Source organism: Salinicoccus siamensis, from assembly GCF_055391965.1.
On sequence record NZ_AP043765.1, the window covers coordinates 1,497,941 to 1,516,821 of the forward strand.

Here is an 18,881-nt window from a genome sequence, read left to right on the forward strand (position 1 = left end):
AAATTCCTCCTACATGATGACTTGCGGATCCACATCTATCCGGAGTGAGACACCTTCCGTACGATATGCTTCATGATAATATTCATCCAATCCACCCAAAACTTCGAGCAGTGCCGGTTCCCTCTTATATTTCAGCATTATCTGGAAACGATACTGCCGGTTGATCCTCTCAAGCGGACTTGGGGATGGTCCCACTATGATGGACTTGTCCGAGACAGCGTCCACCAGGGCATCATGGATATGGCTCGTCGCTTTGAGACATTTTGAGATATCCTCGCTCGAAACGGTGAACAAGACATGAAAATAAAACGGTGAGTAGCGTGCCAGTCGCCTGAATGCCATCTCCTTTTCATAGAACTGCCTGTAATCGTTCCCTTTGGCCAGTTGGATTGCATAATGGCTCGGGTTGTAGGTCTGGAAAATCACTTCCCCCGACAAAGCATGGCGTCCTGCGCGGCCCGATACCTGAGTGAGCAGCTGATATGTCTTTTCATTGGCTCTGAAATCAGGAAGATTGAGCATCGTGTCTGCATTCAGCACGCCCACAAGCGTCACCTTGGGATAGTCGAGCCCTTTGGCGATCATCTGAGTGCCGAGCAGGATGGGGATTTCTTCTTCTTCAAACCGGTCAAGCAGCTTTTCATGCATGCCCTTCCGCCTTGTCGTATCGTTGTCCATCCTGACGATTTCAGTGTCGAACATATCACGCAGTATTTCCTCCACTTTCTCGGTACCCGTCCCCCTGAAGGTAACATCGTCACTTTGGCAGTTTTCACATATACGGCGGACTGCCGATTCGTAACCACAGTAATGGCACAGCAGACTGCTGTTTGATTTATGGTAGGTGAGCGAGATGTCACAGTTTGGGCAGATTGGCACATAGCCGCAGTTTTGGCATATCTGAAAGTTCGAATACCCGCGCCTATTGAGCAGCAGCACAGTCTGTTCACCCCGTTCGATGCGCTGGTCGATGGCTTCCTTGAGCGTCTGTGAAATGATCGAGGTGTTGCCCCCGCGATGCTCTTCCGCCATATCCACCACGTGGATTTCAGGCAGTACTTTCGTCCCGGCCCGCTGCGTCAGTTCAAGCCGCTCATAGACGCCCCTCTCACTACGGGCATATGTTTCGAGGCTGGGCGTGGCCGTCCCAAGTATCAGGGGACAATTATGGTACCGGCTCCTGAACTTCGCCACTTCGGTGGCATGGTACATGGGCCGATCCCCCTGCTTGTATGTCGTTTCATGCTCCTCATCCACTATGATGGCGCCGATATTCTCAAAGGGTGCAAAGACACTGCTTCTGGCCCCGACCGATACACGTGCACGGCCTTCTTTTATTTTGCGCCATTCATCGTATTTCTCCCCGTGGGAAAGCCCGGAATGGAGCACCGCCACATCATCACCGAACCGGCTTTTGAAGCGGTTGACCATCTGCGGGGTCAAAGCGATCTCCGGCACCAGCATGATGGCATTTCGTCCTTCATCCATCACCTTTTGGATGACCTGAAGATACACTTCCGTCTTGCCGCTGCCTGTAATGCCGTGGAGCAGGAAGGTTCTCGGCTCACCGGCATCCATCATTTCAGCGATGCGGTCATAGGCATGCTGCTGTTCTTCATTCAACACTTTCGGCGGGTCCAATGTAAACACCCTATCCGCATACGGGTCCCGTTCCATCTGCCGTTCGACCTTCTCCACATATCCTTTGCGGACGAGTTCATTAACCAGATGGTTGGAGAATCCTTCAGCGGCAAGGTCCCTGATGAAGATTGGTTCCGAACTCGATTCGATCACGTCGAGCAGCTCCTGCTGTTTTTTGGCGCGTGACAGTTCGACTTCAGGATGACGCAGGGAATAGACTGCAAGGGCCGTCTTCTTTTTCGTATGCTGCGTGATCACTGTCTCTTCCTTTATTTCCCCAGACGCGAGGTGGGGGGCAAGTTCCTCCAACACTGGGGCAGGCAGACGCCTCGTCTCCACCTCTCCGCCCTGCTGATGGGATTCAAGGAGTCTTTTTGCTGTCGCCCCATGCCCTTCAGCCAAGCGCAGCACTTTTTTGTAGTTTGCCTTCAGCGCTGCCGGCAAAATGGTTTCTATGACGCTTATATACTGATCGATATAGTAGTCTGCGAGATGTTTGGCGATGATCACCATCTCTTCTGTCAGCACGGGCTCGATGTCGAGCGTACGTGCGATTTCCTTGATCCGCTCCAGATCGAAGTCGGTCATTTCACTGAGCTTCATCACATACCCTTGGATGGTACGTCGCCCGAAAGGTACGAGTACGCGGTGGCCGACTTTGAGTATGTCCAACATGCCTTCCGGGACACGGTAGTCAAAGACTTGGTTTACGCTTTTACTCGGGATATCCACTATTACAGAAGCGTACATCAGTCCAGCCACCTGTCTTGCAGCGTATCCATGATGGCAGAAGCAAGCGACTGCTTATCCATCTTTTCGAACGGCACCGGCTCCCCATCCCTAAATAGCATGACCACCTCGTTATCCGGGCTGTTCATGCCGATGTCAGGATTGGATACATCATTCATGATGATGCAGTCGGCATTCTTGCGTTTCAGTTTATCCAGCGCATACGCTTCGACATTTTCCGTTTCTGCTGCGAACCCCGCCACATACATATCTTTGGCATGAAATCCGGCATGCTTCAATATATCCGGTGTCTTTTTCATCTCAATGGTCATCTGCTCTGTCCCCTGCTCCTTCTTCATCTTCTGGTCCTGCATGGAGACGGGAGCAAAGTCGCTGACTGCTGCGGTGAACAGGCCAAGGTCAGCGTCCATATGGCTGTCTGCTGCGCGCCACATCTGGTCTGCCGTTACAACATCGACGACTTCGACGCCCCGGGGCGCGTCTAGATTGACCGGACCACTGACCAATACAACTTTTGCCCCTCTATCAGCCGCCGCTTCGGCCAGGGCATACCCCATCCTGCCGCTTGAATGGTTGGTGATATAACGCACAGGATCGAGAGGCTCCTGTGTCGGTCCTGCTGTTATCAGCACTTTCTTGCCAGTCATCCGATCACCTCGTTCAAGCTGGGCTTCTATATAGGCTTTTATATCCGGTACATTTGCCATGCGCCCTTTGGCATTATAGCCGCATGCCAAGAATCCGGATTCTGCATCGATGAATTGGTATCCGTCTCTAGTAAGCACTTCCATATTCCTCTGTACGGCGGGCTGGTTATACATATGGACGTTCATAGCCGGCGCAAGCACCACCGGTTTTGGATTTGCCGCCAGCACATTGAGCAGCATATTGTCATAGATGCCATTGGCCAGCTTACTGATTGTATTTGCAGTCACCGGCACTACTGCTATGATATCCGCCCATTCTCCGATGTTGATGTGGGAAATCACCGACGGATCTTCCTCTTTGAAGGTATCGGTGTATACATGATTGCGGCTTATTGCCTGAAATGCGAGCGGCGTGATGAATTCAAGTGCATTTTCCGTCAGGACGACACGGACCTGGTGTCCACCTTGAATCAGTTTACTTGTTAAGTCGACCGCCTTATAGGCAGCAATGCCGCCTGTCACGCCGATAACGATATTTGCCATGCTCTCACCTCTTTGAATATAGCCCCGCTACCGCGATGGGCTGTTAAAAAAAGCTGACAAAATTTGTCAGCTAGTTTCTTGCCTTAACTTTATTTGCAGCAATTTCTTCAAGCGACCGGCTGACCGTCTTCAGAGTCTTATACTCTTCCAAGATAAGGTCATCCGGTTCATCCTGGAGATGACGTGCCCGTTTGGCAGCCATCGTCACAACCAGATATTTCGAGTCGACATTCTTCTTCAGATCGTGTATGGATGGATATAGCATTATTGATTGACCTCCAGTAGCATTTTTCTCAATTTGGATTCTACACGTGCCCGTTTCATATGGGACGCTTCGACAATGCATTGGACCCGTCCGCGCGCAGTGTCCACATCGTCGTTGATTACGACATAATCGTAAAGGTTCATCATTTTAAGTTCTCTTTTCGCTTCATCAATGCGGTGTTTGATGATCTCAGGAGAGTCTGTCCCCCTGTTCACAAGACGCTGCTCCAATTGGTTGAGGTCCGGTGGGGCCAGGAAGATGAACAGGGCTTCAGGGAACTTTTCCCTCACCTGTTTTGCCCCTTCGACTTCTATCTCCAGGAATACGTCATGTCCTTTTGACATGGTCTCCTCCACATAATCCACCGGAGTGCCGTAGTAGTTGCCCACATACTCTGCATACTCAATGAATTTATCTGCTTCAATCAATGCTTCGAATTCTGCTTTGCTCTTGAAGAAATAATCGACGCCATCCGTCTCCCCTTCTCGCCTCTCCCTTGTCGTCATGGAGATCGAGTACTTGAAGTCAGTATCAGGATGATCGAAAATCGCCTTTCTGACCGTGCCTTTCCCCACACCCGATGGGCCGGAGAGTACAATCAGCAATCCCTTTTCTGAAGTCATAACACGTAACCTTTCTATTTGTGATTATCTCCTAATGTACCATAACCAGGAGAAAAATTCATCATCAAATGACGGCCTGTGACAAACAAGGTACAATTCATGTTAAAATGTTCATTAGTCTAAAACAGGAGGATGAAACCATGGCATTCGACGGTAATTTTGTCCACGCCCTATTGGGGGAGTTGGATAGTCTCCGCAGCGGGAAAATAAATAAGATACAGCAGATGGATGACACAAGCATGATATTCAAAGTCAGGGCACAAGGTGCAAACCACAACCTTCTGATAAGTGCGCATCCCATGTACGCACGTTTTCACCTGACAAAACATAAATATGAATTTCCATTCGATCCGCCGATGTTTCTGCGTGTTGCCAGAAAACATCTTGAAGGCGGCATCATTGAAACCATCAGACAAGTCGGAAACGACCGCCGGGTTGAAATGCACATCCAATCGCGGAATGAACTTGGCGACCCGATCAGGCGCATACTCATCCTGGAAATCATGGGACGGCATTCAAACATCATCATAACGGATGCCGACTACATCATCCAGGACGGCATCAAACACCTCACACCGAACAACAACAGCAGGACCATCATGCCAGGCTTCCCGTATTCGGCCCCGCCGACTGAGCCGAAACTCAATCCGAGGACGGCGGATATAGAGTCAGTTACCGCACACATCGACTTCAACAGAGGGAAGATAGGCCGGCAGATCCTCCATAATGTAGAAGGATTCAGCCCCCTTTTCGTCAAGGAAGTCGAATACCTCGCCGGCTACTTCACCACTGAAACCATCGTACCGGCAATAAAAGAGGCCATGCATCAGGCCGAAGAGATAAAACCTGTGCTCTATACGGACGGGGACTCTGAAATATTCTATTTCACTCCACTCAGTCACCTCGGTGCACCGGATGCAACATATGATTCGCTCTCCGGATTGATGGACGACTATTACCATGACAGGTACAGGAAGTCACTCATCAGACAGAAGGCGCAGGATTATGTCCACCTGATCGAACGTGAATATGACCGTACAGAACGTAAGATAGAAAAGCTCAAGGCAGACCTTGCTGAAGCGGAGAAGATGGATGAATACCAAAAGTATGGAGAACTTCTCACTGCCTATATGCATCAGGTCAAACCATACGATGAAAGCATCGAAGTCATCGATTATTATACCGATGAGCCTCTGATCATCCCCCTCGATAAGAACCGCACGGCGAGCGAAAACGCCCAACGCTACTATAAGATGTACAATAAGCTGAAGACGCGCGAAAGCAGTGCCGCTACACAGCTGGAACGCTCATATGAGGACATTAGATACCTCTCTTCACTGCTCCATCAGATGGAAAGCATCAGCACTCAAGAAGAAGTTGAAGAGATAAGGGAAGAATTGGGTGAGCAGGGCATCATCAAGAACAATCGGAGACAGCCGAAGAAGAAAAAGCATAAAATTCAGCTTCATCCTTATCGGACGACGAATGGACTTGATGTACTGGTCGGCAAAAACAACAAGCAGAACGACTACCTGACGAGTAAAAAAGCTCAGAACAACCATCTGTGGTTCCATACGAAGGACATTCCAGGCTCCCACGTCGTCATCCTGCATACTGAGGGCGAAATAGAAGAGCAGGATATTCTGGATGCCGCGATGATAGCAGCCTACCACTCCAAGGCACGGGACTCGGAGTCGGTGCCTGTCGATTTCACCAAAGTTCGCCATGTGCATAAAGTCAGTGGCGCAAAACCGGGCTTTGTGACCTATACTGATCAGCAGACCGTAAACGTCACTCCGGACCGCGGAAAAGTGATGAAAATGGCACAACCCGAAGCATAGTGGAAAAAGCCACCTCCAAAATATTTTGGAGGTGGCTTTTCTTCAATAGAGGCTCATATAGCGTTCAGCTGATTTTGCCCAACTGTAGTCCGATTGCATCATGTTATGGATCAAAGCATCCATATGCGCCTTATCCTGGTAGATGGATCGGCTATACCTCATGGCATCGAGCAATTCGTGGGCATTATATTTTTCAAATGAAAAACCGTTCCCAACATGGTTGAATTCGTTATATGGCACGACCGTATCCTTCAATCCACCCGTTTCCCTGACGATTGGAACCGTTAGATATCTGATCGCGATCAGTTGGCCCAGGCCGCACGGTTCAAACAGGCTCGGCATGATGAAGAAATCACTGGAAGCATAGATTTTCCTGGCGTAGGATTCACTGAACCCGATCGTCGCATGCACCTTTCCGGGGAAATTCTGGAAAAGTGATCTGAAATAATCCTCATACTGCTGATCTCCTGACCCGAGTACGACGAGCTGGACATCCTCCATCAGGAATTCATGCATGACATGTGTGATGAGATCGAGACCTTTTTGGGAAACGAGACGAGTCACAATGCCATACATGGGGATGGCTTCATCCACTTCCAATCCGAGGGCACTCTGCAGCGCCATCTTATTTTTCAGTTTGGTCTTGCATGAGGATCGGTATCTATAGTCAAGTGCATCATCCCTCAGGGGGTTATATTCTGTCATATCCAGACCATTGATAATACCATGGAGATCATGCCTCCTGTATTCAAGCACGGTTTCCAGGCCTTCTCCGAAAAACGGCGTCAGAATCTCTTCGGCATATGTTTCGGACACGGTCGTAATGACATCCGCATGATGGATGGCTGCTTTCATCATGTTAAGCATACCCTGCCACTCGAATCCTGCGAAATGCTCCATGCCGAAGTTGAACATATCGCTGAAGGCGGAGGGCTCCATCCATCCTTGGTACTGAATATTATGGATCGTATAGACAATCTTCATGCCGGGCTGTGGCCGTTTGATGCTGCCGATTGCAACAGCAGCCCCAGTCTGCCAATCATGACAATGGAGCACGTCATAATTTTCATCTATACGGTACATAAATTCAATGATGGCATTCGAAAAGTAGACGAAGCGCTCCCCATCATCGATATATCCATAGAGGCCATCACGGTTGAAGTAGTATTCATTATCTACAAAATAGTAGGTGACTTTCCTATCCGTATATTTCAGGATACGGGTATACTGGTTGCGCCACCCCACCGGCGTATTGTAGATCATCACTTCCTCCATCTCCCGGCGATATTCGGAATGGATGATTTCCTTATATAAGGGGAGGATGACCGACACCTCGGCCCCTTCCTTGACAAGTGCCTGCGGCAGGCTGCCGATGACATCGGCCAACCCGCCTGATTTGATGAACGGTGTGCATTCACTTGCAGCAAAAAGTACATGTTTCATGCCGTCACTTCTTCCCATTTCAAATTAGATCTCTGTACGCTTGGCCAGGACATAAGGCTTTTCTTCAGAACCCATCAGCTGGCGCCCTTCTGTAATCCTGACGTCTTTATCCAATATCACATTCTCCAGATGCACGTCAGGTTCGATTGTACAGTTTGCAAAAATGATAGAGTTCTTGATGACCGCCCCTTTGCCAATCTTGACATTGCGGCCGATTATCGAGCGTTCCACTTTGCCCTCGACCGTGACGCCATTCGCCACGATCGATTTTTTGACGTTGCTGTCTTTTTTATAGAGCGTAGGCGGTCTGGTACTCACTTTCGTCTTCACTTTGTTCTTGCCGAAGAAGAATTTGCGGTAGCGGTCTTTTTCCAGCAATGCCATGCTGTTGTTGAAATATGTTTCAATCGAATGGAAATAATGTGTCTTTGCCGTTATATCGAAAAAACCTGTATTATACTCTTCAAGCTTCTCCCTTATGCCATTATGGAAGAAACTCGGCTTATAGTTGTTTATGCAGAATGTGACGATATTCATCAGGACGGTTTTTTTAATGATGTAAACGCCTGTGTAAAGGTGCGGATTTTCCTGGTCGTGTGTAAATCCAGCGACCTGATCCCCTTCTGTAATAAGTCGCAGAATCGGCCCTTCTGGAGGGGTTTCAACTTTTTCTGCAACGAATGTCACGTCCCTGTCATTTTTGATGTGCTCTTCCACCGCTTCAGAATAATCGGTATTCGATATGAACTGGGACCCTGAGATGAGCACGTGGTTCCCTTTAAAACGGCTGAACAGGTCCGAATGGTTGTGGAAGTGCTTCAGATCTCCCTCCGATACATCGGTTGGATCGTTCCAGTCAGGGGGCAGGACGAATATTTTGGATTGTCTTCCCTCAATGCCAAAATCTTCTTTGCGGTTCAGATGATCGAGCAAGGACCTGAATTTGTTGCCGGCAAATACTCCAATGACATTGACGCCTGAATTATTCATGCTGGTGATCGCGAAATCGATCAGTCTGTAGCGTCCCATGAATGGCACTGATCCGCCGCTCCTGAAATAAGTCAATTCATCCAGGTAATCCTGTTCGGGCTGGAGATTGATCAGCCCCAATATTTCATTATCCATTATGATTGCCCCCCTTTGGCAGATAGTCGTTTAAAGTATCATGACTGATGACGATAGGTTCTTCATCCTTGGCGAGTATTTCAGCGCCATCCGGCACCTCGACTCCCGAAGTGACGATCACCCGCTCAAGTCGGACACCTTCGCCGATCACAGCATCAGGTAGTATGATGGAATCTTTTATAATGGAGCCTTTACCCGTCTCCACACCGATGAAGAGTATCGAATTATCGATTTTCCCTTCAATGAAGGAACCCGGGGAGATGAGTGAATCTGTTATCTCTGATGTCTCTCCGATGTACTCCGGTGGTCGATTTTCTTCGTTAGAATAAGTGGGCCATTCTTTGGACATCAGCAAGGTTTGGAAATCGTCTTTCAGCAGATCCATATTTGCTTCCCAGTAACTTTTGATTGTGCCCACATCTTTCCAGTAACCTTTAAAATTGTAGGCGAACAATCTCTTTTCATCTGACAGCATCATCGGGATGATGTCCTTCCCGAAGTCGTGGTCACTGTCTTCATTCTCCTCATCTTCTAATAGGTACGGTCTGATCGTCTTCCATTTGAAGGTGTAGACTCCCATTGAAGCCATGTTGTTCTTTGGCTCCTCGGGCTTCTCATCAAATTCATATATGCTCATATCCTCATTCGTGTTCAGAATGCCGAATCGGCTGGCATCTTCCCAGGGCACTTCAATTGCCGAGATGGTGGCATCGGCATCATTGGCCTGGTGGAATTCGAGCATTTTGGTGTAATCCATCTGATAGATGTGATCGCCACTCAGGACAATCAGATCATCAGGTTCATATTGATCGATAAAATGCAGATTCTTGACGATTGCATCCGCCGTACCACTGAACCAGGCGCTACCCTCACGGTTGGAATGCGGCGAGAGCACACTGACTCCTCCATATTGCCTGTCAAGCCCCCAAGGCTTACCGATGCCGATATGCTTGTTGAGCATCAGGGGTGAGTATTGTACGAGCACTCCGACTGTCGAAATACCCGAATTGGCCAGGTTGCTCATTGTAAAGTCGATGATCCTATACTTTCCCCCAAATGGTACAGCTGGCTTGGCGATGTCTTTCGTCAGTTCGCCAAGCCGTGTCCCCTTTCCCCCTGCCAACAGCATGGCTACAGTATTAGATGTCATATTACTTCCTCCTGTCTGTGTCATCTTCTAGATCGAATACTTGAAAAGCAAGTGGTGCGATGGATACTTTTATATATTGGTCTTCACGGATATAATGTTCATCCATTGAAAAATGCCTGCCGTCATTTATGACGTGGGAACCTGAATATCTGTCTTCATCACTATTGAAGATTTCCCGGTAGACGCCGGGTTCAGGCACTGGAATCTTAAAATCATGATATACTTCCGGACGGTAGTTGAATATGCATATTTTAAAAGTTTCCTTATATCTGCGTACATAGCTTAGGACGGAATGCGCATTATCGTCGACAAGCAGCCACCTGAACCCTTCAGGCACATAATCCCATTTATGGAACTCAGGATGCGCCCTATATAACGCGTTCAGGTCAGCAGTATATTTCTGCAGGGAATGATGGTACGGATATTCGAGAAGGTGCCAGTCGACCTGTCCTTTATCCTTCCACTCATGGAACATCCCTATTTCCTGCCCCATGAACAGCAGCTGTTTCCCTGGTTCTGTAGTCTGATTGCCATATAACAATCGGGTCTGCGCAAATTTCTGCCATTGGTCTCCTGCCATCTTATCGACTATGGATTTCTTCCCATGGACAACCTCATCATGGGACAGAGGCAGCAAATAATTCTCATTATACTTATATGCCATCGAAAACGTGAGCTTATTGTGGATGTTTGCCCGTCCGTAGAAATCCTGTTCCATATAATCAAGCCGGTCATGCATCCAGCCGAGATCCCACTTGAAATTGAAACCGAGCCCGCCGGTATGGACCGGGTGGGTAATCTTCGCCTCATCGGAAGAATCTTCCGCCATCATAAGGAGCGCTTCATCATACAAGAAGGCAGCTTTATTCAATTTCTTCAGCAGCTCCACCCCGGCAATGTTGGTTTCGCTGCCATCTTCGTTATAGATTTTATCCTGGGCTTCATGGTTTTCGAAGTTCAGGTCTATCATGCTGTGGACAGCATCGATCCTAAGCCCGTCGATGTGGAATTCACGCAACCAATACATCGCCGAAGAGATGAGGAAAGATTGTACTTCAGGCCGTCCGTAATCGAACGTCAATGTCCCCCACTGACGTTTTTCAGCAATTCTCGGATCAGGATGTTCATAGACAGGCATGCCGTCAAACATCCTTAATCCATGCGCGTCTTTACAGAAATGGGCAGGTACAAAGTCCATGATGACACCGATTCCCGCTTCGTGCAGACGGTTGATCAGACGCTTCAATCCAGTCGGCTCCCCAAAACGGCTGGTCGGAGAGAAGTAGCCCGTCACCTGGTACCCCCAGGACAAGTCAAAGGGGTGTTCAGTCAAAGGCATGAACTCTACATGTGTGTATCCCATTTTTTCCACATATGGCACCAGTGCTTCGGCAATTTCATCATAGCTGAAATGGGCAGCATCAGTCAGCTCATCGACGGTGCCATAATTTGCACTGTCCACGGTGTGTCTCATCCAAGTCCCCAGATGGACTTCATAGATGCTGATCGGCTCCTGATAGACATTGCTCCGGCCCCTTTTCGACATCCATCCATCATCCGTAAAGGTGAAATCATCGTGATGGACGATGCTGGCTGTTGCCGGCCGCCGCTCATGGTAGAATCCGTAGGGGTCTGATTTCAGATGGGACGTGCCCTGAAAATAAATCTTATACTTATAGGCCTCCCCTTTTTTCATGTTGGGGGTTTTGAAGATCCAGAGACCTTGATCGCCAAAAGGCTCAAAATCCATGTCTTCACCGCTGTAGTCATTGTGCTCGCACGCGAGCTGCACGTGCGTAGCATTCGGCGCCCAGGTGATGAACCGCACCTCATCACCCAAAACGTGAGCCCCCATGAATTGGTAGGCATTGTAGTGGGTGCCCTGGTGAAACAGATATTTATCCATTTCCAACCACTCTGCACTCAAAATATCTCCCCCTTTACGTTATACTATGTCCATACCCATTTTTATGATGATGCAACTTATAAATTTGGAATGATACATTTACAGCAATTTCAGAATATTTATTCAAAGAATAATTATACATGCAAAAATCATTTACTACAACCAGATGGAGGATCTTTATGTATGACGCATATCTAGATGCATCAGATCAGATTACCATAGTCAAAAAAAATGCCAGTTCTAAAAATACAGACTCCATTTCTGTGATGCAGAATGACGAAGCACTTGAAATCCATCCGACCCATATCAGCAATAAGTGCACCACCGTTTCGCTGGCACACCCCTTGAACCTCAATCACTTCACTTTTCTGATTATAGGTGGGCAGCACACGCCACTCAAGATGGGCCGCTACACCTTTTCTACAGAATTCGACCTGAAATATGCAACCGATCAGCAGATGGGTGCCATCTATACAAAAGAACAGACCATTTTCAGGGTGTTTGCTCCGACAGTCTTCCAGTGCAGACTGCTTCTTGATGGCCAGTCTTATAACATGGATAAAATTGGCGGCTACTTTGAAAAAGTCATTTCCCAGGATTGTCACGGCAAGCATTACCATTTCGAAGTGAGCCACAATCATGTGACGCATTTCGTCATCGATCCGTATGTAAAGGCAGTGTCAGCCAACGCAAAAGAGGCGATGGTTGTCGATTTCGAACGCATCAACCCCAACTACCGGAAACATCATGTACCAGATATCCCGAATGATTCGGCAATCATCTACGAAACCCATGTAAGAGACATCACCAGTCATCCCAACAGCGGTGTCAGTGAAGCATGGAGAGGCCTCTATCTCGGGATGACGGAAGATACAAAGACCGGCCACCGCCTGAGCAGCGGGCTCAATTATCTGAAGGAGCTAGGGGTCACCCACATAGAATTGATGCCGGTCAATGACTTTTCGACCGTCGATGAATTGAACCGGGATAAAAGCTATAACTGGGGATATGACCCCCATTTCTTTATGGTGCCTGAAGGCAGTTATGCAACTGATCCGTCAGATCCAATCAGCCGCATCGTTGAACTCCAAAAACTTATACTTACATTACATGAGAATGGCATGAAAGTCATTTTGGATGTCGTCTTGAATCATGTATATAAGGTGGAACACTCGAGTTTCGAGAAATTGGTGCCCGGCTATTACTTCAGGCATAATGCTGAACTATCCTTGTCGAATGGCACGGGAGTCGGCAATGATTTCGCCTCAGAGAAAATGATGGCACGCCGCTTCATCCTTGACACGATGGAGTTCTGGCTCGATTTCTACCGGGTGGACGGTTATCGGTTTGATCTTATGGGGGCACTCGACATCGAAACGATGCAGGGTATAGAACACATCTCAAAAGCACAGGACCGGGAAATATTTCTGCTCGGGGAAGGTTGGGACCTGCCGACAGCCTTGGAGTATCATAAGAAGACACTCCCTGAATTTGCAGATCGTGTTCCGAATGTGCATTTCTTCAACGATCATTTCCGAGATGCGATCAAAGGCAGCAATTTTGAACTGAGCGAAAAGGGGTATGTAAATGGTGATGGTCAGGGCGCCCAGGCCATAAGAGAAATGTTTACAGGGAGTTTCAAGGCATTCAACCCGGGTATGAGCATCAATTACGTGGAAGTTCATGACAACCATACGCTATATGACCGCCTCAAGTACTCCTCGGACAAGCGGCAGTATGTGCTTGAAAGCCAGCATCAGCTTGCAACTGCACTGACCCTGCTATCATTCGGCACACCGTTTCTGCATGCCGGACAGGAATTCTTCAGAACCAAGTATGGTCATGGGAATACCTATAATCTAAGTGATCTGCTGAACCGCATGGATTGGAACCGCAGAGCCAAGTATCAGGACAATATTGAATTCATCAAAGCAGTGATTCGTTTCAGACTGGAAGAAGATGTCTTCCGCCTGAAAAATCCCGATGAAATCAAAAAGGCGCTTACGTTCATGACGTTCAACAACTTGCCGCAAGCCTTCGGGGTGCAGATCAGCTATGAGGCGAGCGAGTTTATGATCATCATCAACCCGACGGAAAAATCCGTCGAGCTCGGCTATGGCTCGGATGAGTCCTATAGGATCATACTCTCCAACCAGCGTTGGCATGATAAGGCCATATATGCCAACAGCCTCTACATCAAAGGGTATGAAATCGTTATACTGAGGAAGATGGCCGATGTCGACCAATACACAACAGACCAGGAAGGTGATTGAAGTGGAAAGAACACAATGGGAAAAGCATATCGAGGGAAGTTTCATCACACAGGAGCAGTACGACCGTCTACCAGAAGAAGAGAAGAGTGACGCATTTACAGGTACGCTTGCATTCGGGACAGCAGGCATAAGAGGAAAAATCGGCCTCGGACCGAACCGTCTGAACCGATATACAGTCGAGAAAGTGGCGCTCGGCATTGCACATAGCCTTAAAGATCATGATGGCCCACTCGTCGTCATCGGCTATGACACCCGCCACTTTTCACCCGAGTTCGCCCAGGCCATGACGAGTGTCCTTGCTGCCAACAATGTTTCAGTCAAGCTCTCGAAACAATATATTTCAACACCGGAGCTCTCGTTCCATGTCAGGGAACACGATGCGGACCTCGGTGTCATGATAACGGCAAGCCATAATCCACCGGAGTATAACGGCATCAAAGTGTACGGTCCGGATGGCGCCCAGCTGATCGATCGGCCTGCTTCACTACTCAGTGACAAGATCAATGCGATAGAGGATATATTCAACATTACCTCCACTCCATTTGAAGAAGCGTTGGAAAACGGAGACGCTGGATACATTTCCACTGAAATGGAAGAGCATTACAAACAGAAAATCACTGCGTTCATTCCAGGAATTCCAAAATCTGACCTTAAAGTCGTATTTACAAGCCTTCATGGAACGAGTGTACCGATTGTACCCGAGCTGCTCGATACACTTGGATTCAACGGTTATCAACTGGTCGAAGAGCAATGTCGCCCCGATGGTGATTTTCCTTCAGTCGAATCTCCAAACCCGGAGAACGAGTCTGCGTTTGAAGGGGCTCGGACACTCGGCAGCAAGAACGAAGCCGATCTGCTCATTGCAACAGATCCCGACGCCGACAGAATTGGAGTGCAGGTCCTGCATAATGGTGAGTATGTCCATTTGAACGGCAACCAGCTCGGTATACTGCTTCTCAATCATCGCCTGGATAACCACGATGGACCAAGTCCGGTCGTCATCAAATCGATTGTGACAAGTGACTTGGGCCGTAAGATTGCAGAAGACAAAGGTGCAGAGATGATAGAAGTTCTGACTGGTTTCAAGTATATCGGCGAGCAGATCAAATTGCTTGAGGACAATCCCGAAAAACAGTTCATATTCGGCTATGAAGAAAGCTACGGTTTTCTCCTTGAACCATTCGTGCGTGACAAGGACGCCATACAGATTGTACCGTACCTCGTCTCGATGGCAAGCGCGCTGAAGAACGAAGGCCGGACGCTTGTGGATGTATTGGAATCAATCTATGAAACATACGGCAGGCGCATGGAAGTCCTTTTCAGTCATACCTTTGAAGGGACCAGCGGCAAGGAGGAAATCAATGAAATCATGAGGCAGTTCCGGACCAACACCCCTAAAAAGCTCGACCGGAGGGAAGTGATCATGTCTGAAGATTTTAAGACTCAGACCCGGACATATCAGGACGGCCGGACAGAAAAGATTGAACTCCCGCAGGCGGATGTCATCAAAATTCATTTTGCGGATGGCTGGATCGCCCTAAGGCCGTCAGGCACGGAACCGAAGATTAAACTCTACGCCTCTTTAGACAGTGAACATATTGAACAGGAGGCAAAATTCATAAATGACATGATCTTTGGGGTATGATGAAAAAAGCTCAAAATGGAACTGAAGTTCCATTTTGAGCTTTTATTTTGATAATGATGTCTTGAAATCCATGATTGTCTTCTGTTGACCATCAGAAAGCGTGCCGCGATTGGCACTTACCTTGACCAGTGCATCGAGATTACTCAATGTATATAGGGTAAAGCCCGACTGATTGAACGCTTCTGTAGCTTGAGGCAGCCCGTAGGTGAAGATTCCGATCACCTTAAGCACATCAGCCCCACCTTCCTTCAAGGCTTCAGCCGCTTCAATGCTTGAACCACCGGTGGAAATCAGATCTTCGATGAGCACCACTTTTTTTCCGGAGATATCCGCGCCTTCAATCTGATTCCCCTTACCATGCTTTTTCTTGCTTCCCCGCACATAACACATCGGCAATTGCAGACGCTCACTGACGAACGCAGCGTGTGGAATTCCAGCGGTGGAGGTTCCGGCAATGACTTCTGCTTCAGGCATGTGTTCTCTGATCACTGAGGCGAATGCGTCCGCAATCTCGTTTCTTGCCTTTATATCCCCTATTATTTTGCGGTTGTCACAGTATATGGGAGATTCTATGCCACTCGCCCAAGTGAAAGGTGCTTCAGGACTCAGCTCTACGGCTCCTACATCAAGAAGTATTTCTGCAGTGCGTAATTCCATCTATTTGTCCCCACTTTCAAATTCTTTTTTGATCCTATGGTATTTTTCTGATGGATCCCGGTCCCTGGTGATGGAACGCCCCACCACAATATAGTCGCACCCGGCACTTTTAGCCCCTTCAGGTGTAATGATACGTACCTGGTCATCCTGCGTATCCGACTGCATGCGTATCCCCGGGGTGACGGTTATAAATTCTTTGCCACAGGCTTCATGTATAAGCTCTGCTTCAAGAGGAGAACATACGACACCATCAAGACCTGCAGATTGCGCAAGTTTGGCAAAATGAACGACGCTCTCATCGAGGCTCAACCTGGAACCCAGTTCTTCCCGGACCACTTCTTCGCTCATCGATGTAAGCTGGGTAACCGCAATGAGCAGCCCGTCAGGATTATAGTTCCTGAACGATTCGGCAGCGCGCTTCATCATCGCTACTCCCCCCTGTGCATGGACATTCGTCATCTGGACATCGAGTGCAGCGAGCCCTTCCATCGCCTTGCCGACTGTATTCGGAATATCGTGGAGCTTCAGGTCAAGGAAGACATCATGCCCCATGCTTCGCAATTCTTTTATGACTTCCGGTCCATTCTGCAGATAGAGTTCCATACCCACTTTGACGAACAGTGGTTCATCGAAGTGTTTTAAAAATGCGCGCACCTGCTCCATTGTACTGAAATCAAGTGCAACTATTGGTCTGTTCATTAGTCTTCCTCCCTTTTGTAGGCGCGCCCCTTCAAGTCATGGATATGATGGATGCCCATATCTTTCAAGCGTTCTTCCAACCCTGCAATTAGAGTTGGACAGATCATGGGATCAGTAAAGTTCATCGTGCCGACCGCCACAGCATCAGCACCCACTGAAATATAGTCGAGTATATCATCCACTGTTGAAATGCCCCCCATCCCGATTATCGGCAAATCAGGCATGTGCTGCCGGACCTGATAGATCATGTTCAGGCTGACCGGCTTGATGGCCGGACCGCTCAATCCGCCAGTGATGTTGGATAGGATCGGCCGGCCTGTCGTGTCGAGCCTCATGCCTACAAGCGTGTTGATCATTGTCAGTCCATCGGCTATATCCCCGACGCTTTTAGCCATTTCGACGATGTTTGTGACGTTCGGCGAAAGTTTTACATAGACAGGGACATCAGAGGCCTCTTTGACTTCAGCGGTCAGCCGGCGGGCTGTTTCAGGATCAGTGCCGAACTGGATACCCCCAGCTTTGACATTCGGGCATGAGATGTTCAATTCCAGCGCATTGACGTTATCCGCTTTGGATATTTTATCCGCGACCATCACATAATCATCTATCTCAGTGCCTGCAACATTCGCTATGATGGGCACATCGTACTGCTCCAGGAATTTGAGCTCATGCTGAAGGATGTGCTCGACTCCTGGATTCTGGAGTCCAATCGCATTCAGCATGCCGCTTGAAGTCTCTGCCACACGTGGGGTCGGATTCCCTTTTCTTGCTTCATGCGTTGCAGCTTTGATCATTATTGCGCCGAGTTGCGAAAGATCATAGAGCCGTGAAAATTCCTCTCCGAAACTGAAACATCCGGATGCCGGCATCACCGGGTTCTTAAGGTTCAACCCCGGCAAGGAGATATGCATTGCCTCTTTGTTCATAACACTATTTCTCCTTTCCTGAAGACCGGACCCTCTGTGCAGAGCTTGATATAGTCGCCTTGGGTTGTTTCACATACGCACGCGTAGCATACACCAAAGCCACAGCCCATTCGTTCTTCTAACGAAATATAGCCATCAATTTCCATCGTCTCGGAAAGTGCCCCAAGCATGACTTTCGGTCCACATGCATAAAAGCGGTCGAAAGGCCCATCAAGTGTTTCGATGACATCTGTAACGAAGCCTTTCATACCATAAGAACCGTCAGCCGTAGCAATATATGTGTCTCCGAGTGCGCTGAATCTATCTTCATAGAAAACATCTTTTTGTGAATTGAATCCCAATACATGGGTGGTTTTCACGCCACGGGCATTCAACTGCTTGGACAATTCATAAAGGGGCGGCACACCTATGCCCCCGCCTATTATGAGTACATGCCTGTCACGTTCCAGCGGATAACCGTTGCCGAGGGGCGATAGTATATCCAACGTCTCCCCGGCACGCTTGGCCGCTAATTTTGAAGTCCCTGCGCCATCCGCCCTATATACGATGGTAAAGCGTGAAGCTTCCTGATCGATGCCGGCGATAGAAATGGGGCGTCTCAACACATGCTCCGTCGACCCGTCGATGCGCACATGGACGAATTGTCCGGGCGTCTTCATATCTGATGTGAGCGCCCCTTCAAGTTCCATCTCGAATATCCGATCGGCAATCTCGTCATTGGCGATTATGGTCATGAGTGTCTTCATA

General features: G+C 48.4%; 15 protein-coding genes. 3 read left to right on the forward strand and 12 right to left on the reverse strand.

Annotated elements, in window-relative coordinates:
- Nucleotides 1-9: 9 nt before the first annotated feature.
- From priA to gmk, 4 genes are all read right to left on the reverse strand, one after another.
- Nucleotides 10-2,391, reverse strand: a complete 2,382-nt coding sequence (priA, locus tag ACZ5LF_RS07725; protein ID WP_380571647.1) for a primosomal protein N' — start codon at nt 2,389-2,391, stop codon at nt 10-12.
- The gene (coaBC, locus tag ACZ5LF_RS07730) at nt 2,391-3,581 is read right to left on the reverse strand and encodes a bifunctional phosphopantothenoylcysteine decarboxylase/phosphopantothenate--cysteine ligase CoaBC (protein WP_380571650.1); all 1,191 of its coding nucleotides are present in this window, start codon (nt 3,579-3,581) and stop codon (nt 2,391-2,393) included. The genes priA and coaBC overlap by 1 nt, the downstream gene beginning before the upstream one ends.
- A gap of 70 nt (nt 3,582-3,651) precedes the next feature.
- Nucleotides 3,652-3,846 (reverse strand): DNA-directed RNA polymerase subunit omega, encoded by a 195-nt coding sequence (gene rpoZ, locus ACZ5LF_RS07735; RefSeq protein WP_380571652.1) that lies wholly within the window; start codon nt 3,844-3,846, stop codon nt 3,652-3,654.
- Nucleotides 3,846-4,469 (reverse strand): guanylate kinase, encoded by a 624-nt coding sequence (gene gmk, locus ACZ5LF_RS07740; protein WP_380571654.1) that lies wholly within the window; start codon nt 4,467-4,469, stop codon nt 3,846-3,848. The genes rpoZ and gmk overlap by 1 nt, the downstream gene beginning before the upstream one ends.
- A gap of 140 nt (nt 4,470-4,609) precedes the next feature.
- Between gmk and ACZ5LF_RS07745 the strand changes: the two genes are divergently transcribed.
- A complete protein-coding gene (locus ACZ5LF_RS07745; protein WP_380571656.1) occupies nt 4,610-6,310 on the forward strand; it encodes an Rqc2 family fibronectin-binding protein in 1,701 nt (566 codons plus the stop codon).
- A 42-nt stretch (nt 6,311-6,352) separates the two neighbouring features.
- Here ACZ5LF_RS07745 and glgA read toward each other — a convergent pair whose 3' ends face one another.
- The 4 genes from glgA to glgB are packed head-to-tail and all read right to left on the reverse strand — an operon-like array spanning nt 6,353 to nt 11,955.
- Complete coding sequence (gene glgA, locus ACZ5LF_RS07750) at nt 6,353-7,753, reverse strand: glycogen synthase GlgA (RefSeq protein WP_380571658.1); 1,401 nt, start codon at nt 7,751-7,753, stop codon at nt 6,353-6,355.
- A gap of 24 nt (nt 7,754-7,777) precedes the next feature.
- Nucleotides 7,778-8,878, reverse strand: coding sequence for a glucose-1-phosphate adenylyltransferase subunit GlgD (glgD, locus tag ACZ5LF_RS07755; protein WP_380571661.1), 1,101 nt, complete (start codon nt 8,876-8,878; stop codon nt 7,778-7,780).
- A complete protein-coding gene (locus tag ACZ5LF_RS07760; RefSeq protein WP_380571663.1) occupies nt 8,871-10,028 on the reverse strand; it encodes a glucose-1-phosphate adenylyltransferase in 1,158 nt (385 codons plus the stop codon). The genes glgD and ACZ5LF_RS07760 overlap by 8 nt, the downstream gene beginning before the upstream one ends.
- Nucleotide 10,029: 1 nt before the next feature.
- On the reverse strand, nt 10,030-11,955 hold the full coding sequence (gene glgB / locus ACZ5LF_RS07765) for a 1,4-alpha-glucan branching protein GlgB (RefSeq protein WP_380571666.1): 1,926 nt from the start codon (nt 11,953-11,955) through the stop codon (nt 10,030-10,032).
- 158 nt (nt 11,956-12,113) lie between these two features.
- On the opposite strand from glgB, the gene pulA reads away from it, so the two are divergent.
- Nucleotides 12,114-14,207, forward strand: a complete 2,094-nt coding sequence (gene pulA, locus ACZ5LF_RS07770; protein ID WP_380571668.1) for a type I pullulanase — start codon at nt 12,114-12,116, stop codon at nt 14,205-14,207.
- Complete coding sequence (locus ACZ5LF_RS07775; protein ID WP_380571671.1) at nt 14,170-15,852, forward strand: phospho-sugar mutase; 1,683 nt, start codon at nt 14,170-14,172, stop codon at nt 15,850-15,852. Before pulA ends, ACZ5LF_RS07775 begins: the two co-directional genes overlap by 38 nt.
- Nucleotides 15,853-15,894: 42 nt before the next feature.
- On the opposite strand, the gene pyrE is transcribed toward ACZ5LF_RS07775, so the two are convergent.
- From pyrE to ACZ5LF_RS07795, 4 genes are read right to left on the reverse strand one after another with little or no spacing between them, the layout of a single operon-like run.
- Nucleotides 15,895-16,509, reverse strand: coding sequence for an orotate phosphoribosyltransferase (gene pyrE, locus ACZ5LF_RS07780; protein ID WP_380571673.1), 615 nt, complete (start codon nt 16,507-16,509; stop codon nt 15,895-15,897).
- Entirely contained in the window at nt 16,510-17,208 is a 699-nt protein-coding gene (pyrF, locus tag ACZ5LF_RS07785; protein ID WP_380571676.1) for an orotidine-5'-phosphate decarboxylase, read from the reverse strand.
- Nucleotides 17,208-18,134: a dihydroorotate dehydrogenase gene (locus tag ACZ5LF_RS07790; RefSeq protein WP_380571678.1), complete on the reverse strand. Its 927-nt coding sequence runs from the start codon at nt 18,132-18,134 to the stop codon at nt 17,208-17,210. Before ACZ5LF_RS07790 ends, pyrF begins: the two co-directional genes overlap by 1 nt.
- Complete coding sequence (locus tag ACZ5LF_RS07795; RefSeq protein ID WP_380571680.1) at nt 18,131-18,880, reverse strand: dihydroorotate dehydrogenase electron transfer subunit; 750 nt, start codon at nt 18,878-18,880, stop codon at nt 18,131-18,133. The genes ACZ5LF_RS07790 and ACZ5LF_RS07795 overlap by 4 nt, the downstream gene beginning before the upstream one ends.
- Between the last annotated feature and the right edge of the window lies 1 nt (nt 18,881).